Origin of the sequence: Cellulosimicrobium sp. SL-1, assembly GCF_011033075.1 — a bacterium.
Taxonomy (GTDB): domain Bacteria; phylum Actinomycetota; class Actinomycetes; order Actinomycetales; family Cellulomonadaceae; genus Cellulosimicrobium; species Cellulosimicrobium funkei.
Window position 1 is genome coordinate 377,369 of record NZ_JAACJC010000002.1, and the last position, 24,883, is coordinate 402,251.

Below are 24,883 nucleotides of genomic sequence, written 5' to 3' on the forward strand. Positions count from 1 at the left end.
GACGCGTCGCGCACCCGAGCGCTTCACATGCGGAGTCCGACGGCGCAGTGCGGGCGAGTGCGTGGCGTCCGGCACAGCCGCGTCGGGCGCTGCCACGACCTTCCGATGTTCCACGTGAAACAGCCGGTCACGGCGCGTGAGCGAAAGACGCCGCGTTGTCAGGCCCCTCCGCGTACGGGCCCACCGCTACACCGCTGTGTGCGCACAACGGGACTCCACCGGACCGTCAACCGGCACCCGAGGTCGGCCGGCGGTGCACGGCAACGGCATCGAAACGCTGTGGCCACGAACCCGCGAGGGACAGCTCTGCGGCCCATCGTCGAAGGCCCGCCCCGCTCGACGGCCATCCCGTTCTCAGAGAATCCGCATCGTGTCGGGGTGCTCGGCCTCTGCCACAGGGAACAGCCGACAGGCCGCCCCGCACATCGACCCGGGGGCGGGGTGACAGAGTGGCGACGTCACACGGGCGCCTTGATCTGCCCAGCGCTTCCGGGCACCGTCGGCCTCTCCCCCTCCGCGAGCGTCTCTGAGCGGAGAGCGCCGCGACCTCCGCTGCCTCGACGGTGGACTGGCGCTGCACGCGCATGAGGAGGTCGGCGTCAACCGTCTGCTCGCTTGCCGTCATGGAACTCACTGACCAAGGGCCACGTCGTCCCTGACGTGTTCCACGTGAAACACGGCGCGACAACACCATGCTCCCTGCGGAGGGCCCCTGGCCTGCCGTTCACGTGAAACACCCGCCCTTCCCTCCGGGGAGCGATCATCGCAGTCGGGTGCGCGCAGTGCTCGAATGGCGTAGGCGAAAGCCGCTCATCGCGACGCGGCCCTCCTCGGCAGCGAGGCGGTCCAGCACTCGCCGAAGAACCTCGTGCTCCAGACGGCGGTCTTCCTCCTACCTGTCTCGAGGCGGGCCTGCGGCAGATGCACAGCTCCCACACCACGCACCATGGGCACAGCGCGTTGTGGCGACCGGCCGACACAGGGGTTGCTGGTCATGCGACTCAGACGCGTGCCGGTGAGGCCGGCCAGGCGTCTCACCGTAAGAATGCGGAGGAGACGAGGTGCGGTCCGTCCTCCAGACAGGCCAGCGGGGCGGGCGCACTCGCCGTATGGCGTGCGCGCCCGCCCCGCTGGGTGATCCCGCGAGCCGACGCTGGTCGCCGCAGATGCGCCGACAACACCGGCACGAGCGTCGTCTACTTCCGCAACAGACCCGGGTCGTCGGGCGCCATGACATCGAGGATGCGGTTGAGGTCCTCGACGGAGGCAAACTCCACAGTGAGACGGCCCTTGTTCTTGCCGAGGTCGACCTTGACCCGCGTCTCAAAGCGGTCGGACAACCGATGTGCGAGCTCGTCGATCGCCGCGGAACGCTGTCCCGCCCGTGGAGTTCTCGGCGCGCGACGCTCGCCGTCAAGACCGCCCATCGCGACGATCTCCTCCGTCGCCCTCACGGAGAGCCCTTCGGCGACGATGCGCTGCGCCAGACGCTCGATCTCCGCACCGTCCGTGAGCCCCAGGAGCGCGCGGGCGTGTCCTGCCGAGAGCACTCCGGCAGCGACCCGACGCTGTACCAGCGGCGGCAGGCGCAGCAGGCGCAGGGTGTTCGAGATCTGCGGACGGCTTCGCGAGATGCGGTCCGCCAGCTCCTCGTGGGTGCAGCCGAAATCGTCCAGAAGCTGCCGGTACGCGGCCGCCTCTTCGAGGGGATTGAGAGCACTGCGGTGCAGGTTCTCCAGGAGCGCGTCGCGCAGCAGGTCGGCATCGTCGGTCTCACGGACGATGGCCGGGATGACATCAAGACCCGCTGCCTGCGTCGCCCGCCAGCGGCGTTCGCCCATGATCAGCTCGTATGCAGCGGACTCCCCTGGCACCGGGCGCACGACGATCGGCTGGAGCACGCCGATCTCACGGATGGAACCGATGAGCTCGTCGAGCTCGCCCTCGTCGAAGACGGTCCGCGGCTGCCGCGGGTTGGGCCGGATGGACGAGGTCGGGAGCTCGGCGAACCGCGCGCCCGGAACGGGCACCAAGTCGTCGGCGGCCCCGCCTGTCCACTCCTCCACGCTGGTCGATCCCGCAGGTGAAGGGCCACCGGACTCCGTTGCGGAGATCTGCTTCGTGCCCGTCTTCGGGCTGGAGTCCGACGTCGTTTCACGTGAAACCGCGGCCGTCGTCGCCGAGTCAGTCGTCGCCGAATCGGTCGTCGCCGAGTTGATCGTCGCTCGGTCTGTCTTCGCCTGGTCTGTCGTCGACGAGCCGCGAGTCGGCGCGGAGTTCGCGCTCGAGTGGGCGGTGTCCCCTGCCGCCACAGCGTCCAACTCGGCGAGGTCCGCGTCCGAGAGCGACGTGAGCGACGCGAGGTCAGCGGGCCCGGCGTCCGCGTCCGCCACCAGGGTCGTCACACTCGTCGTGGCTGCGTCCTCCCCGGCCTGCTGGTCGACAGAACTCTCTGCAGCGTTGCTCGTCTCGTGGTGCTTCGCCTCGTCCGTGGAGGGGCTCGGGAAGAAGACGTCGACGGGCCGCCTGCCCTCGGAGCTCGTCGGGATCAGGGCACCTAGTCCTCGACCGAGCCCTCGGCGCTTCTCGCTCATCGCTGTTCCTCCTGCCGCAGGCCGGGACCACCGATGGTGCCGGCGAACTCATGATCGTGGTGAGACGTGGAACCGGTGTGTGCTGATGCTGGAGGGTCCTGGGGTGGCGGCGATTCGGCGTTGCGCTGAAGGCCCTCGCTGGTCCCCTCGTCGCTACGGTTCTCCGCGCGTTGCGTGAGTTCGCGGGCCGCTTCGAGGTACGCGAGGGCCCCCGTCGACCCTGGGTCGTAGGTCATGACCGTCTGCCCATGGCTCGGGGCCTCCGAGATCCGCACGGATCGCGGGACCGTCGTGCGCAGCGTCTGCTCCGGGAAGTGCTCGCGGACTTCGCTGGCGACCTGCTGCGCGAGGTTCGTCCTGCCGTCGTACATGGTGAGCAGGATCGTCGAGACATGGAGCCCGGGGTTGAGGTGCGCCTTGATCAGCTCGATCGTCTTGAGGAGCTGGCTCAAGCCTTCCAGGGCGTAGTACTCGCACTGGATCGGGATGAGCACTTCCCGACCGACCACGAAGGCATTCACCGTCAGGAGGCCAAGGCTCGGGGGGCAGTCCACCAGGACGTAGTCGATGGGTTCGAGCCCGTCACGCTCACGCTGGGCGAGATACTCGTCGAGCGCACGACGAAGCCGTGTTTCACGTGAAACGAGCGACACGAGCTCGATCTCCGCACCCGAGAGATCGATGGTCGCCGGGACGCACCAGAGCGTGGGGATGTCGGGACACTGCTGCACCGCGCTCGCCAACGGGTCACCATCGACGAGAACCTCGTAGACCGACGGCGTCCCTGCACGATGCTCGACGCCGAGAGCGGTCGACGCATTGCCCTGGGGATCGTTGTCGATCACCAGGACGTTGAGCCCGGCCATCGCCAGCCCGGCGGCAAGGTTCACTGTCGTCGTGGTCTTCCCGACGCCGCCCTTCTGGTTCGCGACGGTGATGATCCGGGTCGTCACCGGTCGAGGGAAGCGTCGCCCGTGAAGGTCGATCCGACGGCGGGCGTCCTCCGCGAGCTGGGCCGCCAGCGGCGTCGACTCGTCGGCGACGGGAAGACTCGCCATCAGCGCTGCCCGGCGGTCGTCCTCGGTTCCCATGCTCCGTGCGCCCTCCCCGTCGTGGGAGAGCGCCACCTGCTCCTCGGAGCCGTCGGGGCCCACAGGGCTCTGCGTCACGCGTCTCATCCTCTCCGTCGTCGCCTCTCAGCATCCGCCGTGCGCCATGGCTTTCGACGGATCTCGGGGCCGAGAGCGGGCGTGTCGCTCACGTCCTCGGCACCCGTTCCCTAGATCAGCGTGAACCAGTCTGCCGCACGATACGAACGACCGTCGTGGTCTCCACACCGGGGAGCGTCGGTGCCTCGATGATCTCCGGCTCCGACCCCTTGAGCTTGCGCAAAACCTTCCGTGCCGGATCGATCTCGCGACTCACGTTACGACCCTTGAGAACGATCATCTCCCCGCCTGGTCGAACCAGCGGGAGCGACAGGCGCGCGAGCTTGTCGAGTGCCGCGACGGCACGCGACGTCACCGCGTCGCACTCGAACGCACCGTGATACTCCTCGGCTCGGCCCCGCTTGACCTCGATGTTCGGCAAGGAGAGGTCCTCGGCGATCTCCGTCAGCCAGGCGCAGCGTCGCTCCATCGGTTCGATGAGGTAGACAGTCGCTTCCGGACGCATGGCGGCGATCACGACGCCCGGCAGACCAGCGCCCGACCCCACGTCAGCGATCAGCCCGGTCCTGGGCAGGAAGGGCACGACGGCGGCCGAGTTCAGGATGTGACGATCCCAGATGCGCGGAACCTCCCGCGGTCCGATGAGACCGCGCAGCTCGCCTTCGTTCCGCAACCGTTCGGCGAACTTCTCGACGGCGACGAACGAGTCACCGAAGTACTCGATCAACGCCTCCCGGGGGATGTCCGGCTCCTCGTTGCCTGCGGCCTCGTGCTGCATCGGGTCGTCTGCCTCCTCGTGTGCGAACGCCTCATCGTTTCACGTGAAACGACGTCGAGGGTGCGCGGCCCACCGAGCGTCGAGCGAGGTTCGACGAGCTTCGACCATGTCGCCAACGTTCCGGGAATCGTCGTCACACCTCTCCTCGCCGACCCGAGGAACGGCGGTCGTCACGACGTGGCGAACGCCGTCGAGCAGGGCATACGCACAGGACTGCACACGCCCCGCCACCCGGCGCTCGTCCCACTCCGCAGCTCCCGTGCGGTTCCCGTACCAGCGAACCCGTCAGCACCCCCGCACCCAGAGTCGCGCGGAACTCCTGAGTACCAGCACCCTCAGCAACGCACTTCGCCCCGCGTTTCACGTGAAACGCGGGGCGAAAAAGCGGGGGTTCGTCTCCGGCGGTGTCAGTCTGCCGGGTAGATGACGACGTAGCGCTGAGGCTCGACACCCTCCGAGTCGCTCCGCAGCCCCGCTGCGGCCACGGCGTCGTGGACGACCTTGCGCTCGAACGCGTTGAGCGGATCGAGCGAGACCTTGGCTCCCTCGGCACGCACGCGCTCGATCGCCTCTGCGGCCTGCGCCGTGAGCTCACGACGACGGCCCGCTCGGAAACCGGCGACGTCGAGCATGAGGCGGCTCCGCTCCCCCGTCCTGGCCTGCACGGCGAGGCGCGTCAGCTCCTGCAGCGCATCGAGCACCTCGCCGTCGTCGCCGACGAGAGAGCTCAGCGCGGCGGGGTCGTCCGCAACGATCTCGACAGCGGCCCGGTCGTGCTCGACGTCGATGTCGATGTCACCGTCGAGGTCCGCGATGTCGAGGAGCTCCTCGAGGTAGTCCGCCGCGATCTCCCCTTCTTCCTCGAGTCGGGTGGTCTCCGGGGCGGATTCCTCGGTGGACGTCGCGTCGGACGCGGGCGTCTCGGTAGGCGTCATGCGTTGCTCCTCACGGCACGTGCGCGCTCGGGCGCAGGTCTACTTCTGCTTCTTCTTCTTGGGCGCGGGCTTCGATGCGCCGGTCCCGGACCCGCCCTTCGCGGCACCGCCCGGTGCCGGCTTGTCCGCCGGGGCATCCTCCGCCGGGGCATCCTCCGGGGTGGTCGCGGACACCGTCCCGACGGGACGAGGGGCGCTCTTCTGGCGGTCCTTGCGCTTGGGCTGCTGGCGCTGGCCGCGAGGCTGCTCGATGACCGGCGTCGCGTCCTCGACGACGCCCTTCGCCGCACGCTTGCGCGCCTGGCGCTCCTTGAGGAGGCGCTCCGCCTCCGAACCCGGGGCCGGCATGCGTCGGATCGTGTAGAACTGCTGCCCCATCGACCAGAGGTTCGTCGTGGTCCAGTAGACGAGGACACCGACGGGGAAGTTCACGCCGGAGACGGCGAAGATGAAGGGGAAGACGTAGAGCATCATCTTCTGCGTCGAGGCCATCGGGCCCTCGAGAGCCGCCTTCGGCATGTTCTTCATCGTGAGCTGACGCTGCGTGAAGAACGTCGTCGCACACATCGCGACGATGAGGACCGCGATGACGATCTTCGTCTGCAGGTCATCGGTGCGGAGGAAGACGTCGGACAGCTGCGCACCGAACACGGACGAGCTCTCGATGTCGGACGCCACGGAGGCGTCGATAGGACCGATCGGCTTCGAGGAGCCGTCGGAGATCGGCACGAGCCCGTTCAGCACCCGGAAGAGCGCGAAGAAGATCGGCGACTGGAGCAGGATCGGCATGCACGAAGCGAAGGGGTTCGTGCCGTGCTTGCGGTAGAGCTCCATCGTCTCGCGGCTCATGGCCTCACGGGACGCGGGGTCCGTCTTGCCCTTGTACTTCTTCTGGATCGCCTGCATCTCCGGCTGCAGCATCTGCATGCCGCGCGAGGCCTTGATCTGCTTGAAGAACAAGGGGATCAGCAGGATACGGATGATGATGACCAGGCCGACGATCGACAGGACCCACGCCGGGCCCGGGCCGTCGGAGAACCCGAGGAACACGAGACCCTGGTGGCAGAGGTACATGATCCACGCCACGACCCACTCGATCGGGGCGAGGAACGCGAAGAAGTCCATCGGTGACTGCTCCCTCAACTTCAGACAAAGCGTGTGAATCGCCCGGTATCGGGCTACGGACTAGTGCGTGTGTCGTGCCGGCGGAACGTCGTCGACCCCACCGAGGCTCCAGGGGTTGCAGCGCAGCAGCCGCCAGAGGGCGAGGCCCGTTCCGCGCAGGGCGCCGTGACGACGCACCGCCGTGAGGGCGTACTGGGAGCAGGACGGGTAGTACTTGCACGTGGGCCCGGTCATCGGGGAGATCACCGACTGGTAGGCCCTGATCATGCCGATCAACGTGAGCGCGGGGACCCGGCGCAGCAGGTCGGCGACGCGGCGGACGACGCCGCGCTCGTCGGGTGCCGGCTCCTCGGACGAGGGCGGCGCCGGGACGCGCGGCGGGTGGGTCGTCGTCATCGACGCTCGCCCGCTCGCTCGTCGAGCCGACGGGTCGCACGCACGAGACCGCTGTCGAGGTCGGCGCTGAGCTCCTCGAAGGAGGCGAGCGCCGCGCCGGGAAGCGCGCGGACGACAGCGCGCCCGTGCGCGGGCAGCACGAAGAGACGCGACGCCGTGGCGGCGCGCAGTCGGCGCTTCACGAGGTTGCGGTGCACCGCGTTTCCCACTGCCTTGGAGACGACGAAGCCGACCTGCGGCTGAGCAGCGCCCTCGGGATCCTCCGAGAGGTGCACGACCACGGTCGACCTACCAGCACGCACGCCGCGGCGCACCGCCCGCTCGAAATCGACGGAACGGCGCAGTCGGTGCGCCGCGGGGAGCACGTGCGATCAGGCAGAGAGCTCGGTGCGGCCCTTGCGGCGGCGGGCAGCCAGGATGGCGCGGCCGGCGCGGGTCCGCATGCGCAGCCGGAAGCCGTGGGTCTTCGCCCGGCGCCGGTTGTTCGGCTGGAAGGTCCGCTTGCTCACGAGGTACTCCAAGAACGTCGGGGAGGTACACCGTCTATGTCCTCGACGATGCAGTGACAGGCTCCGGTTGGCTCCTGCCGATGGTTCGGGTCGTGCGCCGGACGGTCGCCCGCCCGGTCACCGCTCAGGCGCGCGGACCGGATGACCATTGCTGGGGGCATCGGGTCCTCGCAGGCAGATCCTGACGTGAGGCCTCGCGTCGAGTTTCCTCCACGCGGGCGCGCCAAGAACACCTGGAACGGCTGTCTGACGTTACGCTGCGCGACCCCCCCGGGTCAAACCGCGACGGGTGACCTTCACCGCGTGCGACGATGGCGCGGCGTCGTCCCGGATCCCGGCATCCTGCCGGTGAGAGCATCCTCACCCTACAACCCACAGCCTGTGGACAACTATGTGGATGAGGGGTTCCCGTGGCACGATCGACCCCAGCATCACCCCATCCGTGACCTTCTCCTCGTCGGCGCACCCCCGCCCGGCCCGTCAGCGTGCTCGACGGCCGGAGCTCTGCCCGGCGCACGCTGTCGACCCCGTGAGGAACTGCCCGTGGCCAACCCGGACGAGAACATCGCCGACGTCTGGGCGCAGACCCTGAGCATCCTCGAGGCGAGCCCGGACATCACTCCGCGGCAGATCGCGTTCATCCGGCTGGCCAAGCCGCTCGCGATCCTGGACGACACCGTCTTCATCGCGGTCCCCCACGAGCAGACCCGCACGTACCTCGAGACGCGGGTCCGCGACGAGCTGGTGACCGCGATGTCCTCCTGCCTCGGGCGCGACGTCCGGTTCGGCATCACCGTCGACCCGGAGCTCAGCTCCGACCCCGTCCTCGCGCCCGCGTCGCGGCCGGCGGTCGAGCGGCCCTACATCGAGCCCGACGACGTGCTCCTCCCGGACCTGCCGGCGCCTCCCCCGCCCCGTCCCCAGGCCGAGCCGAGCCGGCTGAACCCCAAGTATGTCTTCGAGACGTTCGTCATCGGCTCCTCCAACCGGTTCGCGCACGCCGCCGCGGTCGCGGTGGCCGAGGCACCCGCCAAGGCCTACAACCCGCTGTTCATCTACGGGGACTCCGGGCTCGGCAAGACGCACCTGCTGCACGCGATCGGGCACTACGCCCACAACCTGTACCCCAACGTGCGCGTGCGCTACGTGAACTCGGAGGAGTTCACGAACGACTTCATCAACTCCATCGGCGAGGGCAAGGCCGGAGCGTTCCAGCGGCGCTACCGCGACGTCGACGTGCTCCTCATCGACGACATCCAGTTCCTGCAGGGCAAGGAGCAGACGATGGAGGAGTTCTTCCACACCTTCAACGCGCTGCACAACGCCAACAAGCAGGTCGTCATCACGTCCGACCTGCCCCCCAAGCAGCTCAACGGGTTCGAGGACCGCCTGCGGTCCCGGTTCGAGTGGGGCCTCATCACCGACGTCCAGCCGCCGGACCTCGAGACGCGCATCGCGATCCTCCGCAAGAAGGCGTCGAGCGAACGCCTCGCCGCTCCGGACGACGTGCTGTCCTACATCGGGTCGCGCATCTCGACGAACATCCGGGAGCTCGAGGGCGCGCTGATCCGTGTCACCGCGTTCGCGAACCTCAACCGCCAGCAGGTCGACCTCCCGCTCGCGGAGATCGTGCTCAAGGACCTCATCACCGACGAGGACAGCGCGGAGATCACCCCCGCCGCGATCATCGCGCAGACCGCCGCGTACTTCGGCCTGACGATCGACGACCTCTGCGGCAGCTCGCGATCGCGCGTCCTCGTCACCGCTCGCCAGATCGCGATGTACCTGTGCCGAGAGCTCACCGACCTGTCGCTCCCGAAGATCGGGCAGCAGTTCGGGGGCCGCGACCACACGACGGTCATGCACGCGAACCGCAAGATCACCGAGCAGATGGCCGAGCGTCGCTCCACGTACAACCAGGTCACGGAGCTCACGAGCCGGATCAAGCAGCAGCACCGCGGCTGAGGCGGCGAGGCCGTGCCCGGACGGTACTGCTCGTCGGCTCGACGCCGCGCTGACCGCGGCTCTCCCCCTCACGGTGCGGTCCGGTCCCGGACGAAGCGGGTCGCCCCCGCGCACCGGCGCTTCCTGAGCCCATGGCGGGTGCGCCGTACGGGGAGGCAACCGCACATCCCCGCCGTTCTGCCTCGCACCCGGGCCGGACGCAGCCCTCGGCACGAGCCGCGGTCAGGCGCCTCGGCCGGGCTCTCTCGCGTCGCCCCTCACACCACCGGTGGCCCCCCGTCACGCGCCCCGGCGGCCCTCCTCGGCCTGCGTCGAGCTCGGACGATCCATGTCCATCACGTTCCAGGTCTCTGCCCGGGAGATTCTCGTCGTCCCTCGCCGGAGCGCCTCCGAGATCACCGAGATCCCTCGTCGACCATGCCGATCTTCTTCTGGCTGTCCACTCTCGTCGCGCGACGAGACGCCGTCCGACGCCCCGGGACGGACCAGACGCGCCCCTCCCCGAGCGGTCTGCCATCGGGGTTGTCCACCGCCAGTGGACGGTCTCACCAGCTCGTCGCCGACCCCGAAGACCCTTCCCCACCTGTCCCGCGTGCTGTCCACAGGGTTACCCACCGTGGTGCTCTATTCTGTGGAAATCGGCGTCAAGCACCGACGCGCCTCTCCAGCCACGGGCAGGTACGACACTCGTACACAGCTTGTGGGTGGAGTTGTCCACAGTCATCCACAGGTCTCCTGTGGGTATTCACATCCGCGGAATGCAGACGACGACGGTGGACCACAGGGTCTCGTGCGGCGCGACAAATCCTGACAACATCATGGTTTTCCCCCCGAAACCTGTGGACGGCGGCCTCGTACACACCCTGTGGACGGCTCATCCGGAGGGGCTCTGTGCACAGTTCTGTGGACAGCTGTGGACGAAGGCCGTCTCAGTGTGGACGGGCCACCCTCGATCAGTGGACGACGTGTGGGGACAGATCGGCCGCCCACAGGCGCCGCGACTTTCCCACACTGGGCCCACCGGTTCGTCCACACGCATTTGTGCCCTCTGACCTGGGCGGACACCGGTTTTCCACGAGATCCACAACCCCTATGACGACGACGAAAGTTTTCTTAGAGGGGAAATTCCACACGCCTTCATCAGGCTCCGGCGGCCGACGGTGCGACCTGTGCTCCACGAGCCCGCTCCCGATCCTGGCCGAGCCGTGGTGAGCGCGCGACGTCGGCGGAGACCGCCGTCGGGCCTCCGTCCCCAGGCCCGCCGTTCCAGTTCCTCCCACCCGCCTCCTCGCGTAGGGTTCATGCACGACACGTGTGCGCGGACCTGCGACCCGGCACCTCGTGTCCACAGAGGCAGACCTGCCCGGTGGACGAGCGAGGACGAGCGGCCCCGACGGCGAGCCCGGCGTCGCGGCGAAGCAGGACGGCACATGTGAAGATCGGGTCCGACCGAGACGTGGGGACGAGAGGGTGTGGGATGAAGTTCCGGGTTGAGCGTGATGTCCTGGCCGACGCGGTGACCTGGACGGCGCGAACCCTGCCGACCCGCCCGCCCGCGCCCGTCCTCGCCGGGGTCCGGCTCGAGGCCGACGCGTCGGGGACCATCGGGCTGTCGAGCTTCGACTACGAGGTCTCGGCCCGTTCGGAGATCCCCGCCGAGGTCAGCGAGCCCGGCACGGTCCTCGTCTCCGGCCGGCTGCTCGCCGAGATCTCCCGGGCGCTGCCCGCGAAGCCCGTGGACGTCGTCCTGGAGGGCAACAAGGTCACGGTGACGTGCGGCGCGAGCCGGTTCACGCTCCTCACCATGCCGGTGGACGAGTACCCGGCGCTGCCCGCGATGCCCGAGCTCTCCGGCACGGTCTCGGGCGACGAGCTGACGAACGCCGTCGCGCAGGTCACGGTGGCGGCGAGCCGCGACGACACGCTCCCCCTCCTCACGGGCGTGCGCGTCGAGATCGAGGGCGAGAAGATCACGCTCCTCGCGACGGACCGGTACCGCCTCGCCCTGCGCGAGCTCACCTGGACGCCCGTGACCCCGAGCTACTCCGCCGTCGCCCTCGTGCGCGCGCGCACCCTCAACGACGTGGCGAAGTCCCTCGGCGGCTCGGGCCTCGTCAACGTCGGGCTCAACACGGGCGCCGGCGTGGACCTCATCGGCTTCGAGGCCGGGGGTCGTCACACGACGTCGCAGCTCGTCGACGGGGACTACCCCGCCGTGCGCCGGCTCTTCCCGGACGAGACGCCCATCCACGCCGTCGTCCCCACCGCCCCGCTCATCGACGCCGCCAAGCGCGTGTCCCTGGTCGCCGAGCGCAACACGCCGATCCGCCTGTCGTTCACGGACGGCCAGGTCGTCCTGGACGCGGGTCAGGGCGACGACGCGCAGGCGTCCGAGGCGCTGGAGGCGGTGCTCGTCGGCGAGGACATCTCGGTGGCGTTCAACCCGCAGTTCCTGCTCGACGGCCTGGGCGCGCTCGGCACCGACTTCGTGCGCCTGAGCTTCACGCACCCGAACAAGCCGGTCGAGTTCACGGGCCAGGACTCCCTGGACGGCGAGGACTCGTCCCACTACCGCTACCTGCTGGTGCCGATCCGCTTCGCCGGCTGATCCCGACGGAGCCGGACGGCTCGCACCGCACCACCGCACCCCGGAGGACTCGTATGGTCACGCGCATCGGCCTCGTCGGCCTCGGCAAGATGGGCAACAACATGCGGGCGCGCGTCCGCGCCGCCGGCATCGAGGTCGTCGGGTACGACCCTCGCCCCGAGGTGTCGGACGTCGCGACGCTCGCCGACCTCGTCGCAGCGCTGCCCGACGACGGCCCGCGCATCGTGTGGGTCATGGTCCCGGCGGGCGACGCGACCCGCGGCGTGGTCACCGAGCTCGGCGGCCTGCTCGGCGAGGGCGACTTCGTCATCGAGGGCGGGAACTCCTACTACGCCGAGGACCAGGCGCGGGCCGCGGAGCTGGCCGAGAAGGGCGTCGGCTACCTCGACGTCGGCGTCTCGGGCGGCGTCTGGGGCCTCGAGAACGGCTACGGGCTCATGGTCGGCGGGGACCGGACGTACGTCGAGGCGGCCATGCCGGTCTTCGACGCGCTGCGTCCCGACGGCCCGCGCGAGGAGGGCTTCGTCCACGCGGGCGAGGTCGGCGCCGGGCACTTCGCGAAGATGGTCCACAACGGCATCGAGTACGGGCTCATGCAGGCGTACGCCGAGGGCTACGAGCTCCTCGCCGCGAAGAGCGAGCTCGTCAAGGACGTGCACGGCACGATGAAGGCGTGGACCCGTGGCACGGTCGTGCGCTCGTGGCTCCTCGACCTCTTCGTCAAGGCGCTCGAGGAGGACCCGCAGCTCGCCGCGATCGACGACTGGGTCGACGACTCCGGCGAGGGCCGCTGGACGGTCGACGAGGCGATCGACAACGCCGTCCCGCTGCCGGTGATCTCCGCCGCCCTCTTCGCGCGCTTCGCCTCGCGCCAGGAGCAGTCGCCCGCGCTCAAGGCCGTCGCCGCGCTGCGCCAGCAGTTCGGCGGGCACGCCGTCAAGGCGGCCGGGCCCGCCTCCCCGGGAGCCGGGCCGCTCGAACCCCCGGCCTGACCGCTCCCCGCCGACCTCCTCGACCCTCGCCGCACCGATGTACGTCTCGCACCTCTCCCTGGTCGACTTCCGCTCGTACGAGTCCGTCGACGTCGAGCTCGTCCCGGGCGTGAACGCGCTCGTCGGGCAGAACGGGCAGGGCAAGACGAACCTCGTCGAGGCGATCGGGTACGTCGCGACGCTCGCGAGCCACCGCGTCGCGGGCGACGCCGCGCTCGTCCGTGCGGGGGCCGCGCGCGCCGTCGTGCGGACGCGCGTCGTGCGGGGCGACCGGGCGAGCACCGTGGAGCTCGAGATCGCGTCGGGGCGGGCCAACCGGGCGCGGATCAACCGGTCCCCGGCCCAGCGGCCGCGCGACGTGCTCGGCATCGTCCGGACGGTGCTCTTCGCGCCGGAGGACCTCGCGCTCGTCAAGGGCGACCCGGACGGGCGGCGTCGCTTCCTCGACCAGCTCGCGGTGCTCCTGGTGCCGCGCGTGGCGGCGCTCCTCGCGGACTACGACCGGGTGCTGCGCCAGCGCGGCGCGCTGCTGAAGTCGGCGACGGCGCTGCGCGGCCGCGGCCGGCGGAGGCCGTCCGTCGTCGACCCGCCACCCGACGACGACGCGCCCGAGTCCGCGGCCTCGCCGCTCGCGACGCTCGAGGTGTGGGACGCGCGTCTCGCGAGCCTCGGCGCGGAGATCACGGCGCTGCGCCTGCAGCTCGTCGCGGCGCTCACGCCCTACGTCGCGGAGGCGTACGAGCAGGTCAGCGCGGGGCAGGGCGAGGCACGCATCGCGTACCGCTCGTCCGTGGACGAGGCGCTCGACGCGGACGACGGCCCGGCGGGTGGGTCCACGACGGGCGACGTCGCGGACCTGGGCGAGGCACCGGCGTCGGGCATCCCCGACGCGGGGACGCTCGAGAGGCGCATGCTGGAGGCCATGGAGGCCGTGCGCGCGAAGGAGGTCGACCGCGGGGTGAACCTCGTCGGTCCCCACCGCGACGACCTCGTCCTCACCCTGGGCGGCCTCCCGGCGAAGGGCTACGCGAGCCACGGCGAGTCGTGGTCGTTCGCGCTCGCGCTGCGGCTGGCGTCGTACCGGCTGCTGCGCGACGGCGCCCCCGCGGGCCTCGACTCGCTCCTCTGGGCGGACCAGTGGGGGCCCGACGGCGAGCCGATCCTCGTGCTCGACGACGTGTTCGCCGAGCTCGACGTCCGGCGGCGCGAGCGGCTCGCCGAGCTCGTGGCCGACGCGGGCCAGGTGATCATCACCGCGGCCGTGCCCGACGACGTCCCGAGCCGGCTGGACGGCGCGCGGTTCGCCGTGCACGACGGGACGGTGCACCGTGTCGAGGACTGAGCCCGCGGACCGGGACGGGGCGGACCGCCAGGACGACGACGCGCGCCCCGGCCCGGCCGACGACCTCCCGGAGCGACGCACGACGGGGCTGCCCGTCGGCCACGTCGTGGAGCTGACCCCACCGGCGGAGGTGGCGCGGCAGGCCCTGAACCGCGCCAAGGCGGCGGCGCGCGCGAAGGGGCTCCGGCCCGGGCAGGAGCCTCGCCGACGCATCCTCGCGGACCCGCTGACGTCGGGCGCGCGCCCGGGCGGCCGCGACCCGCAGCTCCTGGGCGACGTCGTCGCGCGCCTGCTGCGCGAGCGGGACTGGGTCGCGGACGTGTCGGTGGGGGGCGTCGTCGGGCGGTGGCGGGAGGTCGTGGGCGACCAGGTCGCCGACCACTGCGAGCCTGAGACGTTCGAGGACAAGGTGCTCGTCGTGCGGGCCGACTCGACGGCGTGGGCGACGCAGGTGCGGCTCCTCACGCCGCAGCTGCTCGAGCGGCTCGCGCGCGAGGTGGGCGAGGGGGTCGTCGAGACGGTGACCGTGCTCGGGCCGGCGGGTCCGAGCTTCCGCCGGGGGAAGAAGTCCGTCCGGGGGCCGGGTCCCCGCGACACCTGGGGCTGAGAGGGTCCGGACCGACGACGAGGCCCGCCGTGCAGGGGGCACGGCGGGCCTCGCGGGTGGTGACCGGGGCGTTGGTCACCACGTCAGGGGGGTCAGGCCTGGGCTCGGCGGCGCAGCCAGAGCACCAGGGCCCCGCCGCCGACGAGCAGCGCGGCGAACGCGGCCGCGCCGGCGACCGTCGCACCGGTCGTGGCGAGCGCGGGGCCGGTCGGCTCCTCGGGTCCGGCGACGTCCTCGACGGCCACGGGGGCGACGGGCGGGTTCGCGCACGCGCTCGTCGCCGGCGGGTACTCGACCACGGTGGAGTACGACGGGTTGACCTCGAACAGCACCTTGGCGCCGTCGCGGGTCCAGGCGTAGTTGCCGTCGGTCTGGGTGTACGAGCCGTCCTCGTTCCGGACGAACCCGGGCCACTGCTTCGGCTCCTCGGCGGAGGCTCCCGGCCACAGAAGGGTCCCGCTGAGCGGCTGGTCCGGCACGACGTAGTTCTCGCCGCCGCTCGGGTGCAGGAAGGTGATCGTCAGCGGGGTCTCCGAGTCGACCGTCGCGCCCTCGGGCAGGCCGATCTCGTAGCCGAGGTACGGGACGTCGCCCTGGCAGACGGCGCCGATCTCGCCGGGCACGAGCGCGCACGTCTCGTCGGAGGGCAGCAGATCGACGAGCGGGAGCAGCGCGCTGCGGCCGTTCGTGGCCACGACGTAGCCGAGCTTCGCCGTCTCCGAGGAGAAGGTCGCCGCGGCGCTCTTCGGGACGGCGACGACGCCCTCCGCCGTGAGCTCGTACCGGACGTCCTCCGACTCGGCCGGGAGGTCCTGCTTCGTGAGCTCCGTGCCACAGACCTCGACGGCGGCCGGCACGGCCGGCGTGACCACGTCGACCTCCGGCGCGACCGGCGTGGCGGGAGTGCCGGGCCTCGGGGTGTCGCACGCGTCCTCGGGGAGGAGGTCGGCGAGGTCCTGGTGGTCCCACGCGACGAGCGTGCCCTCGGGGAACTCGCCGAGGTGCTCGCCGTCGGGTGAGTAGCGGATGTCCGCGGGGAGGTCGTCGAGACCGCCGGGGAGGTCCACGAGGTCCTGCTGGACTGCCCACGCGGTGCAGAGGTCGGCCGTGTCGACGTCCGGCTGGATCGCGCGGGCGACCTCGCTCACGTCCTCCAGGTCGAGGGGCTGCACGACCCAGGCCCTGTCCCACGGCTTCTCGGGCAGGGCGACCTCGGTGCCCGTGACGATCTTCTGCGGGCCGGAGTTCTCCCACGCCGCGGGCTGTGCGGGGTCGATCTTGGGGTACACGTAGACGCCGACCTGGACGGGGGCGTCGGGCGTCTCGCAGGCCCGGGTCGAGCCGGACTGGTCGTAGTCGTACTGGCGGCCGTCGGACGCGTCGACGGAGACGGTCCAGGTGTGGTCCTGCGTGGGGTCGAGGTCGTAGGAGCGCGTGAGCTCGCGCTGGAAGGTCGTGGACTCGACCTCCTTGCCGTCCACGGTGACGGTCAGGTCGTTGCTCTTCTTCGAGTAGGCCCAGAGCTTCACCGAGAGCGTCGTGCAGTCGGCCGTGACGACGGGCGTGTGGGCGGAGGCGGGTGCCGCGGTGGCCACGATCAGGCCACCGAGCGCGAGCGCCGTCGCCGCAGCGCTCGCGAGGAGTCTCTTCACTGAGTGGGGTCCCTTCGGGGTCGAGCCGCCCGCGTGCGATCGCTGCTGCGCGGACGACGCGCGAATCAGGATGGTGTGTGGTATTAGACCACTTTCCGCGTGAAACGCCGATTCCCGACTTGTCGGTTGCGGTAGCGCTCCCACCAAGGAGCGCGCGACGGTTGCTGCGGGCACTTTTTCGACGGCCGTCGACGGCCACCTGCGCGTCGTGAACAGAGCCTGTGGACAACCGTGTGGAGAACTTCCGCCGAGACGGCGCGGATCGCGTCGCGGATGTCCTGCGAGATGTCCTCAGGACGGCCGAGATCCGCGGAATTCGGCTCGTGGCGGGTAGACTGGGGAGGTCATTCCGGGTCTTGTCACCACCCGCTCGCGCAGCCCGTCCGCGGCGCCTCCACCAGCCGTCCGCGGCAGGTCGGACGCTCCCTCGCGGAGCCGGCGCAGGCGGCGGTGCGGGCCCGGAACCTTTGAGCAGCGGCGGCCGGTCCGGCACGGACACGGCGGCCGCGCGCACGACGACGAGGAGCAGTCCTGCCCGTGGCAGAGCACACCGACACCGCCATCCCCGACCCGACGGCGTCCGCGGAGGCGACACCCTCGGCGGGCGGCGGCTACGACGCGAGCAACATCACCGTCCTGGAGGGCCTCGAGGCGGTCCGCAAGCGTCCGGGCATGTACATCGGCTCGACGGGTGAGCGAGGCCTCCACCACCTTGTGTACGAGGTTGTGGATAACTCTGTGGACGAGGCCCTCGCCGGGCACGCGGACACGATCGACGTGACGCTCCTCGCCGACGGGGGCGTGCGCGTCGTCGACAACGGGCGCGGCATCCCCGTCGCGATCCACCCCACCGAGGGCCGGCCCACGGTCGAGGTCGTCATGACGATCCTCCACGCGGGCGGCAAGTTCGGCGGTGGCGGGTACGCCGTCTCGGGGGGTCTGCACGGCGTCGGCATCTCGGTCGTCAACGCGCTCTCGTCCCGTGTGGTCACCGAGGTCCAGCGTGACGGCTACGCCTGGCGCCAGGAGTTCGCCGACGGGGGCAAGCCCGTGGGCGAGCTGCACCGCGGCGAGGCGACGCAGGCGACGGGCACGACGCAGACGTTCTGGGCCGACCCGACGATCTTCGAGACCACCGAGTACGACTTCGAGACGCTGCGTGCGCGGTTCCAGCAGTACGCGTTCCTCAACAAGGGGCTGCGGATCACGCTCACCGACGAGCGCCCTGCGCACCTCGACACCGGGGACGAGGTCACCGGCGAGGCCGAGGACGGCACGCCCGCGAGCGGCGACGCGACGTCGTCGGGCGCGTCGACCGCGGCGCGCACGGTGAGCTACAAGTACGACGGCGGCCTCATCGACTACGTGAAGCACCTCAACGGCGCGAAGAAGGTCGAGCTCGTCCACCCCGACGTCATCGACATCGAGTCGGAGGACACCGAGCGGCGCATCTCCGTCGAGATCGCGATGCAGTGGACCAGCGCCTACTCGGAGTCCGTCCACACGTTCGCCAACACGATCTCCACGACCGAGGGCGGCACGCACGAAGAGGGCTTCCGTGCGGCGATGACCTCGCTGGTCAACCGCTACGCGCGCGACAAGGGCATCCTCAAGGACAAGGACGAGAACCTCACGGGCGACGACATCCGCGAGGGCCTGACGGCGGTCATCTCCGTCAAGCTGGGCGAGCCGCAGTTCGAGGGCCAGACGAAGACGAAGCTCGGCAACACCGAGGCGAAGACGTTCGTCCAGCGCGTCGTCAACGAGCGGCTCAACGACTGGTTCGACTCGCACCCGAACGAGGCCCGTGACGTCCTGCGCAAGGCGATCCAGGCGTCGCAGGCGCGCCTCGCCGCCCGCAAGGCGCGCGAGGCCACCCGCCGCAAGGGCCTGCTCGAGTCCGGCGGCATGCCGGGCAAGCTGCGCGACTGCCAGTCGAACCGCGCGGAGGAGTGCGAGATCTTCATCGTCGAGGGTGACTCCGCGGGCGGCTCGGCCGTCCGCGGGCGCAACCCCCGGACGCAGGCGATCCTGCCGATCCGCGGGAAGATCCTCAACGTCGAGCGCGCGCGCCTCGACCGGGCCCTGTCCAACCAGGAGGTCCAGTCGATCATCACGGCGTTCGGCACCGGCATCGGCGAGGACTTCGACCTCGCCAAGCTCCGGTACCACAAGATCGTCCTCATGGCCGACGCCGACGTCGACGGCCAGCACATCGCGACGCTCCTGCTCACGCTGCTGTTCCGGTACATGCGCCCGCTCATCGAGAACGGGCACGTCTACCTCGCGCAGCCGCCGCTCTACCGGCTCAAGTGGTCGAACGCCCCGCACGACTACGTGTACTCCGACAAGGAGCGCGACGCGTTCCTCGCCGCCGGGCAGGCCGCCGGCAAGCGGATCCCCAAGGAGAACGGGATCCAGCGCTACAAGGGTCTGGGCGAGATGGACTACTCGGAGCTGTGGGACACGACCATGGACCCCGAGCACCGCACCCTCAACCAGGTGACCCTCGACGACGCCGCGGCGGCCGACGAGATCTTCTCCGTCCTCATGGGCGAGGACGTGGAGTCCCGCCGGAGCTTCATCCAGCGCAACGCGAAGGACGTGCGGTTCCTTGACATCTGAGCCGCTCCTCGCGGAGCCGGGGGGCGGCAGGACCGGACGCCCCGGCGCGGCCCGCCCTCCCGGGCGGGTCCGGAGGTCTTCCAGGACGACGACGCACGAAGAGACGAACGAACGAGGTAGACCGTGACCGACGAGCAGAACCCCGAGAACGAGCCCACGGCTCCCGGCGACGGGTCCGAGGAGACCGTGCACGCCGACGGGACGGCGGTCGCGGTGCACCACGGGCGCATCGAGCAGGTGGACCTGCAGCTCGAGATGCAGCGGTCGTACCTCGACTACGCGATGAGCGTCATCGTGGGTCGTGCGCTGCCGGACGTGCGCGACGGCCTCAAGCCCGTGCACCGGCGCGTGCTGTACGCGATGTACGACGGCGGCTACCGCCCCGACCGCTCGTACTCGAAGTGCTCGCGCGTCGTCGGCGACGTCATGGGCAAGTTCCACCCGCACGGCGACAGCGCGATCTACGACGCGCTCGTGCGCCTCGTGCAGGACTGGTCGCTGCGCTACCCGCTCGTCGCCGGCCAGGGCAACTTCGGCTCCCCCGGCAACGACCCGGCGGCCGCCCCGCGGTACACCGAGTGCCGCATGGCGCCGATCGCCATGGAGATGGTCCGGGACATCGACAAGGACACCGTCGACTTCCAGGACAACTACGACGGCCGCACGCAGGAGCCGTCGGTCCTGCCGGCGCGGTTCCCGAACCTGCTGGTCAACGGCTCGGCGGGCATCGCCGTCGGCATGGCGACCAACATCCCGCCGCACAACCTCCGCGAGGTCGCGGCGGGCGTGCAGTGGCACCTCGACCACCCGGACGCCTCGCGCGAGGAGCTCCTCGCGGCGCTGCTGCAGCGCATCAAGGGCCCGGACTTCCCCACGGGCGCCACGATCCTCGGCCACAAGGGCATCGAGGAGGCGTACCGCACGGGCCGCGGTTCGATCACCATGCGCGCCGTGGTCAACGTGGAGGAGATCCAGGGCCGCGTGTGCCTCGTCGTCACGGAGCTCCCCTACCAGGTGAACCCGGACAACCTGGCCGCGAAGATCGCGGACCTCGTCAAGGAGGGCCGCGTCCAGGGGATCGCGGACATCCGCGACGAGACGTCGGGCCGGACGGGCCAGCGCCTCGTCGTCGTGCTCAAGCGCGACGCGGTGGCGAAGGTCGTCCTCAACAACCTGTACAAGCACACGCAGCTCCAGGACACGTTCGGCGCGAACATGCTGGCGCTCGTCGACGGCGTGCCGCGCACGCTGAGCCTCGACGCGTTCGTCCGGCACTGGACGACGCACCAGCTCGACGTCGTCGTGCGCCGCACGCGGTACCTGCTGGCGGAGGCCGAGCGCAGCATCCACATCCTGCGCGGGTACCTCAAGGCGCTCGACGCGCTCGACGAGGTCATCGCCCTGATCCGGCGCTCGCCCGACGTCGAGGAGGCCCGCACGGGCCTCATGGAGCTGCTGGGCGTCGACGAGGTCCAGGCGACCGCGATCCTCAACCTCCAGCTGCGCCGGCTCGCGGCCCTGGAGCGGCAGAAGATCCTCGACGACCACGACGCGCTCGAGCGCCAGATCCTCGACTACCAGGACATCCTGGCCAAGCCCGAGCGGCAGCGGTCGATCGTGGGCGACGAGATGGGCGAGATCGTCGCGAAGTACGGCGACGAGCGTCGGACGACGATCCTCCCGTTCGACGGCGAGGTCTCCATCGAGGACCTCATCGCCGAGGAGGAGATGGTCGTCACCATCACGCGCGGCGGGTACGTGAAGCGGACGCGCAGCGACAGCTACCGTGCCCAGAAGCGCGGCGGCAAGGGCGTGCGCGGCACGCAGCTGCGCGAGGACGACATCGTCGACCACTTCTTCGTGACGACGACGCACCACTGGCTGCTGTTCTTCACGAACCTCGGCCGCGTCTACCGGGCGAAGGCGTACGAGCTCCCCGAGGGCGGGCGCGACGCCAAGGGTCAGCACGTCGCGAACCTGCTCGCGTTCCAGCCGGGCGAGAAGATCGCGCAGGTGCTCGACCTGCGCGACTACGACGCGGCGCAGTACCTGGTGCTCGCGACGCGTCGCGGCCTGGTGAAGAAGACGCGGCTGTCGGAGTACGACTCGCCGCGCTCGGGCGGACTCATCGCGATCAACCTGCGCGAGGACGAGTCCGGGACGCCCGACGAGCTCGTCGCGGCGCTCCTCGTGGACGCCGACGACGACCTCATCCTCGTGTCGCGCAAGGGCCAGTCCATCCGTTTCCCCGCCGACGACGACACGATGCGGCCGCTGGGCCGCGCGACGTCGGGCGTCACGGGCATGAAGTTCCGCGACGGCGACGAGCTGCTCTCGGCCGACGTGGTCGAGGAGGGCTCCGACCTCTTCGTCGTGACGGAGGGCGGGTTCGCGAAGCGGACGCGGATCGACGAGTACCGCGTCCAGGGCCGTGGCGGTCTGGGCATCAAGGTCGCCAACCTGGTGGAGGCTCGTGGAGATCTCGTGGGGGCTCTGGTGACGGAGGCCGACGACGAGGTGCTGGTCATCATGGAGCGCGGGAAGATCGTGCGGTCCGCGGTCGGCGAGGTGAACCTCACCGGTCGGAACACGCAGGGGGTGACGTTCGCGAAGCCCGACAAGGGCGACCGCATCATCGCGGTCGCGCGGAACGTCGAGCGTCGTCTCGGAGAGGATCGGGATACCGTGGAGGGCGAGGACGGGACCGGCACGGCCCCGGGCGTCACCGACACGAGCAGCGCACCGACCACCGACGCGACCGCCTCGTCCGACGGGGCGGGCGGGACCGACCCGGCCCCCGGAACCACCGAGGAAACCAGATGAGCAGCGAGAACAACGCACCGCCGACCATCACGCCGCGGCTGACCGTGCCGCGGCCGGACACGGACGCGTCGGCACGCCCCGGGGCCGCGTCCCCGAGCCGGCACGGCGAGGCGGACGGGACGTCGTCGAACGGCTCGTCGAAGAAGGGCTCGTCGAAGGGCGCCTCGGCGGCGGCGACCCCGCGTGACGGGGCGACGGCCGCCGTCCCGCCGCCGCCTCCGCCGCCCCCGGGCCCGTCCGCCCAGGCCGCGCCCGCGCCGGGCACGGTGGACGACGACGGCATGGAGCGCGCGTCGGGCGAGAGCCGTGTCGCGGTCGCGCGTGCCGGGGCCGTGAAGGCGGCCGCCGCGGCGATCGCGGCGGCGAAGACGGCCGCGAAGAAGGTGTCGGCGGCGGTCCCCGCCGCACCCGCAGAGACGGAGCCCGAGCGCGGGCACGACGAGATCGACGACGAGACGGTGAGGCGCGTGCCCACGACCACCTCGGCCCCCACGAGCGCGGCGGCCGCCGGCGCTCCCGCCGGGGCCTCCATGCACTACTCCGCCGCCGGGGTGACGGGCACCGCGAGCCCGCTCACCGGCGCCACGCCGGCCGTGGGGACCGCGACGGGCGCGACGCCCGCCGTCCGGCCCGACGGCGGCCCGCGCCGTGTCCGGCTCGCGGTCTCGCGCATCGACCCGTGGTCCGCGATGAAGCTCGGCTTCCTCCTCGCGGTCGCCATCGGGATCATGACCGTCGTCGCGACCGCCGTCGTCTGGTACGTGCTCGACGGCATGCAGGTCTTCTTCAAGATCGAGGAGCTGTTCACGCAGATCGTCGGCACGGAGACGGACGTCGACATCCGCCAGTACGTCGCGTTCGGTCGCGTGATCTCGATCGCCACGCTGCTCGGCGTGGTGAACGTCGTCATCATCACGGCGCTCTCGACGATCATGGCGTTCCTGTACAACATCGTCGCGGCGCTCGTGGGTGGCGTGCACCTCACGCTCACCGACGACTGACCGCGCACCGGCTCCTCGACCGGGAGCACGGGCCCTCGGTTTGGGTCTGCGGCTCCCGGTGGGGTAACCTCAATCGCTGCCTGCGAGCGGAGCAGCCCTCCTGGGGCTGTCCGACGAGGCGCGTGCGGGCCTATAGCTCAGACGGTTAGAGCGCTTCCCTGATAAGGAAGAGGTCAGAGGTTCAAGTCCTCTTAGGCCCACTGCCAACCCACTCGAGGGGGAACATCATGAAGAAGCTTCTGCTCCTGCTCCTCGCCGCCGGCGCCGGGTACCTCGTGTGGCGCAAGTACACGGAGGACAACGCCGAGCGCGACCTCTGGGCAGAGGTCACCGACACCTTCGAGTGAGCACCTCTCGCCGCTGACCGGCCCCGGCCGCGTCACCCGGGGCCATGGCGCAATTGGTAGCGCACCTGCTTTGCAAGCAGGGGGTTGGGGGTTCGAGTCCCCCTGGCTCCACATCAGATGACCTGGTCCGATGCGTTCGGACCAGGTCATCTTCTTTGCGTTCAAGGAGCGGAGTCTGTCTATCGTTCCGGATCCTGTGGCTGACTGGGCATCTTTGGGGGTCGGTCGTTCGTCGGCGTCGGCGGCTGTCGGGACGTACCGGAAGACGTCGTCCATGACGTTCGCTGCTGACTGGATGACAGGTCTGAGCTCGTGGCGGTAGACGACCTCGGTGAAAGCGGATGCCGAAGTGACCCATGAGGCATGAGATCTTTTCGATGGGGACGCCGCGCTGCGACAGGATCGAGACGAACGAGTGCCGGAGGTCTCGGGGCGTCCCCTCCTGCGGGTCGAGTCCGGGGACGAGCGCGAGGGCCGAGCGGAACATGCGCAGCACGCTGTAGCGGTCCTGTGGAGTACCGATCTCCGACGGGAAGACCAGGCCGTGGTCCTTCCAGTGCTCGCCAGCCTCGCCGGCAGCGGTGGTCTGTTCCTGCTGATGCCTCCTCAGGACGCCGACGACGAGCTCGGAGAGCGCAAGGGTGCGCCGCGACTTCGGGGTCTTGGCGTCCCCGCCGACGCGAACCGATCTCCAGGCCTCGGTGTGTTGCGGCGCCTCGAGAAGTTCGACGGGGATCACGTCCTGTGCACCCGCGGACCCCACCCGCGTGACGGCGTCAGCGGTGATCGATTCGACCAACACCCGGCTGGCGTGGATCATCGCCCGCTCGAGCACGGCCGCGAACTCCGGATCGCGCGCCGCGAGGATGCTCAGTTCCTTCGCGACGTTGACCGTCTTATCGAGCGCGAGGACCGAGTCGGCCCGCTGTACCCCACGGTTCTCGAAGTCGTCGAGGCGACGCCAGTCGAGGAGTGATGCGAGTTTCTTCGACCGTGATGTGCTGCTACCGCGACGCGGCGCCCGGCGTGACTGCGAGGTGGAGAACAGCTCCGGTGCCCTCGGCCGCGTACAGTGCGTAGGCGTCGGCCGGGCCAGAGAGGACGGCTTCGCCGGGGGCGGGCACAAGTCCGTCGCAGCGGCGTGCGAATGGGGCAGGCGAGGCATGCAGTCCGCCCGCCCTCGGCCCGATCTTGGCGATCTCGCCGGCGGTCATGCAGGCACGCTAACCCGGGGCCAACGGAGCCCTGTAGTATGCGTGCCTTGCGATTCCGCATGGGCTGACCTTGGCATACATGCACCAACGTCAGTCCTTGGGAAAACCGTCTGACCACCAGGCCGCCGTCACGGCTCGGCCGCTCGTCCAGTCACCTGTCGCCCGTCATCCTTCGACTCGCGCCTTCGGTTCGTGACTCAC

19 protein-coding genes and 2 tRNA genes are annotated in these 24,883 nt (G+C 70.4%); 12 read left to right on the forward strand and 9 right to left on the reverse strand.

Going from position 1 to position 24,883, the window contains the following annotated elements; all coding sequences use genetic code 11:
- Positions 1-1,196: 1,196 nt before the first annotated feature.
- The 8 genes from GWJ10_RS04260 to rpmH form a co-directional block, all read right to left on the reverse strand.
- Positions 1,197-2,594 (reverse strand): ParB/RepB/Spo0J family partition protein, encoded by a 1,398-nt coding sequence (locus GWJ10_RS04260; RefSeq protein ID WP_163185424.1) that lies wholly within the window; start codon positions 2,592-2,594, stop codon positions 1,197-1,199.
- The gene (locus tag GWJ10_RS04265; RefSeq protein ID WP_163185607.1) at positions 2,591-3,685 is read right to left on the reverse strand and encodes a ParA family protein; all 1,095 of its coding nucleotides are present in this window, start codon (positions 3,683-3,685) and stop codon (positions 2,591-2,593) included. Before GWJ10_RS04265 ends, GWJ10_RS04260 begins: the two co-directional genes overlap by 4 nt.
- 193 nt (positions 3,686-3,878) lie before the next feature.
- Complete coding sequence (gene rsmG, locus GWJ10_RS04270) at positions 3,879-4,541, reverse strand: 16S rRNA (guanine(527)-N(7))-methyltransferase RsmG (protein WP_061268281.1); 663 nt, start codon at positions 4,539-4,541, stop codon at positions 3,879-3,881.
- Positions 4,542-4,948: 407 nt separating this feature from the next.
- Positions 4,949-5,476 (reverse strand): R3H domain-containing nucleic acid-binding protein, encoded by a 528-nt coding sequence (locus GWJ10_RS19740; protein ID WP_061268280.1) that lies wholly within the window; start codon positions 5,474-5,476, stop codon positions 4,949-4,951.
- A 39-nt stretch (positions 5,477-5,515) separates the two neighbouring features.
- Positions 5,516-6,601, reverse strand: coding sequence for a membrane protein insertase YidC (gene yidC, locus GWJ10_RS04280; protein WP_061268279.1), 1,086 nt, complete (start codon positions 6,599-6,601; stop codon positions 5,516-5,518).
- A gap of 60 nt (positions 6,602-6,661) precedes the next feature.
- Positions 6,662-6,997 (reverse strand): membrane protein insertion efficiency factor YidD, encoded by a 336-nt coding sequence (gene yidD, locus GWJ10_RS20065; protein WP_082774590.1) that lies wholly within the window; start codon positions 6,995-6,997, stop codon positions 6,662-6,664.
- Complete coding sequence (gene rnpA / locus GWJ10_RS04290) at positions 6,994-7,362, reverse strand: ribonuclease P protein component (protein ID WP_061268278.1); 369 nt, start codon at positions 7,360-7,362, stop codon at positions 6,994-6,996. Before rnpA ends, yidD begins: the two co-directional genes overlap by 4 nt.
- A gap of 6 nt (positions 7,363-7,368) precedes the next feature.
- On the reverse strand, positions 7,369-7,506 hold the full coding sequence (gene rpmH / locus GWJ10_RS04295) for a 50S ribosomal protein L34 (protein WP_034225701.1): 138 nt from the start codon (positions 7,504-7,506) through the stop codon (positions 7,369-7,371).
- Positions 7,507-8,049: 543 nt separating this feature from the next.
- On the opposite strand from rpmH, the gene dnaA reads away from it, so the two are divergent.
- From dnaA to GWJ10_RS04320, 5 genes are all read left to right on the forward strand, one after another.
- Complete coding sequence (gene dnaA, locus GWJ10_RS04300) at positions 8,050-9,471, forward strand: chromosomal replication initiator protein DnaA (RefSeq protein ID WP_043651559.1); 1,422 nt, start codon at positions 8,050-8,052, stop codon at positions 9,469-9,471.
- 1,477 nt (positions 9,472-10,948) lie between these two features.
- Entirely contained in the window at positions 10,949-12,079 is a 1,131-nt protein-coding gene (dnaN, locus tag GWJ10_RS04305; RefSeq protein WP_144679288.1) for a DNA polymerase III subunit beta, read from the forward strand.
- Positions 12,080-12,132: 53 nt separating this feature from the next.
- A complete protein-coding gene (gene gnd / locus GWJ10_RS04310) occupies positions 12,133-13,071 on the forward strand; it encodes a phosphogluconate dehydrogenase (NAD(+)-dependent, decarboxylating) (RefSeq protein WP_034651935.1) in 939 nt (312 codons plus the stop codon).
- A 37-nt stretch (positions 13,072-13,108) separates the two neighbouring features.
- On the forward strand, positions 13,109-14,413 hold the full coding sequence (gene recF, locus GWJ10_RS04315; RefSeq protein WP_163185427.1) for a DNA replication/repair protein RecF: 1,305 nt from the start codon (positions 13,109-13,111) through the stop codon (positions 14,411-14,413).
- Positions 14,400-15,020, forward strand: a complete 621-nt coding sequence (locus GWJ10_RS04320) for a DciA family protein (protein ID WP_241005659.1) — start codon at positions 14,400-14,402, stop codon at positions 15,018-15,020. Before recF ends, GWJ10_RS04320 begins: the two co-directional genes overlap by 14 nt.
- 92 nt (positions 15,021-15,112) lie before the next feature.
- Here GWJ10_RS04320 and GWJ10_RS04325 read toward each other — a convergent pair whose 3' ends face one another.
- Positions 15,113-16,672, reverse strand: a complete 1,560-nt coding sequence (locus GWJ10_RS04325) for a hypothetical protein (RefSeq protein WP_163185430.1) — start codon at positions 16,670-16,672, stop codon at positions 15,113-15,115.
- A gap of 561 nt (positions 16,673-17,233) precedes the next feature.
- Between GWJ10_RS04325 and gyrB the strand changes: the two genes are divergently transcribed.
- The 7 genes from gyrB to GWJ10_RS19755 all read left to right on the forward strand — a co-directional run bounded on the left by gyrB (position 17,234) and on the right by GWJ10_RS19755 (position 24,444).
- On the forward strand, positions 17,234-19,297 hold the full coding sequence (gene gyrB, locus GWJ10_RS04330) for a DNA topoisomerase (ATP-hydrolyzing) subunit B (protein ID WP_061268302.1): 2,064 nt from the start codon (positions 17,234-17,236) through the stop codon (positions 19,295-19,297).
- Positions 19,298-19,483: 186 nt separating this feature from the next.
- The gene (gene gyrA / locus GWJ10_RS04335; RefSeq protein WP_061268301.1) at positions 19,484-22,120 is read left to right on the forward strand and encodes a DNA gyrase subunit A; all 2,637 of its coding nucleotides are present in this window, start codon (positions 19,484-19,486) and stop codon (positions 22,118-22,120) included.
- Complete coding sequence (locus GWJ10_RS04340; RefSeq protein WP_240696549.1) at positions 22,117-23,121, forward strand: DUF3566 domain-containing protein; 1,005 nt, start codon at positions 22,117-22,119, stop codon at positions 23,119-23,121. Before gyrA ends, GWJ10_RS04340 begins: the two co-directional genes overlap by 4 nt.
- A gap of 126 nt (positions 23,122-23,247) precedes the next feature.
- Positions 23,248-23,321: transfer RNA gene (locus tag GWJ10_RS04345), tRNA-Ile, on the forward strand.
- Between the two features lie 27 nt (positions 23,322-23,348).
- Complete coding sequence (locus GWJ10_RS19750; protein ID WP_021483216.1) at positions 23,349-23,468, forward strand: DLW-39 family protein; 120 nt, start codon at positions 23,349-23,351, stop codon at positions 23,466-23,468.
- Positions 23,469-23,506: 38 nt separating this feature from the next.
- Positions 23,507-23,579: transfer RNA gene (locus tag GWJ10_RS04350), tRNA-Ala, on the forward strand.
- Positions 23,580-24,012: 433 nt separating this feature from the next.
- Positions 24,013-24,444: a hypothetical protein gene (locus GWJ10_RS19755; RefSeq protein WP_241005660.1), complete on the forward strand. Its 432-nt coding sequence runs from the start codon at positions 24,013-24,015 to the stop codon at positions 24,442-24,444.
- Positions 24,445-24,883 lie beyond the last annotated feature (439 nt).

Excerpts from the sequence above, each read along its gene's own strand:
- recF (WP_163185427.1), top strand. The coding sequence starts at position 13,109 with ATGTACGTCTCGCACCTCTCCCTGGTCGACTTCCGCTCGTACGAGTCC.
- rsmG (WP_061268281.1), bottom strand. The coding sequence starts at position 4,541 with ATGCAGCACGAGGCCGCAGGCAACGAGGAGCCGGACATCCCCCGGGAG.
- dnaN (WP_144679288.1), top strand. The coding sequence starts at position 10,949 with ATGAAGTTCCGGGTTGAGCGTGATGTCCTGGCCGACGCGGTGACCTGG.
- GWJ10_RS04340 (WP_240696549.1), top strand. The coding sequence starts at position 22,117 with ATGAGCAGCGAGAACAACGCACCGCCGACCATCACGCCGCGGCTGACC.
- GWJ10_RS04260 (WP_163185424.1), bottom strand. The coding sequence starts at position 2,594 with ATGAGCGAGAAGCGCCGAGGGCTCGGTCGAGGACTAGGTGCCCTGATC.
- GWJ10_RS04265 (WP_163185607.1), bottom strand. The coding sequence starts at position 3,685 with ATGGGAACCGAGGACGACCGCCGGGCAGCGCTGATGGCGAGTCTTCCC.
- yidC (WP_061268279.1), bottom strand. The coding sequence starts at position 6,601 with ATGGACTTCTTCGCGTTCCTCGCCCCGATCGAGTGGGTCGTGGCGTGG.
- gnd (WP_034651935.1), top strand. The coding sequence starts at position 12,133 with ATGGTCACGCGCATCGGCCTCGTCGGCCTCGGCAAGATGGGCAACAAC.
- GWJ10_RS19750 (WP_021483216.1), top strand. The coding sequence starts at position 23,349 with ATGAAGAAGCTTCTGCTCCTGCTCCTCGCCGCCGGCGCCGGGTACCTC.
- yidD (WP_082774590.1), bottom strand. The coding sequence starts at position 6,997 with ATGACGACGACCCACCCGCCGCGCGTCCCGGCGCCGCCCTCGTCCGAG.
- GWJ10_RS19740 (WP_061268280.1), bottom strand. The coding sequence starts at position 5,476 with ATGACGCCTACCGAGACGCCCGCGTCCGACGCGACGTCCACCGAGGAA.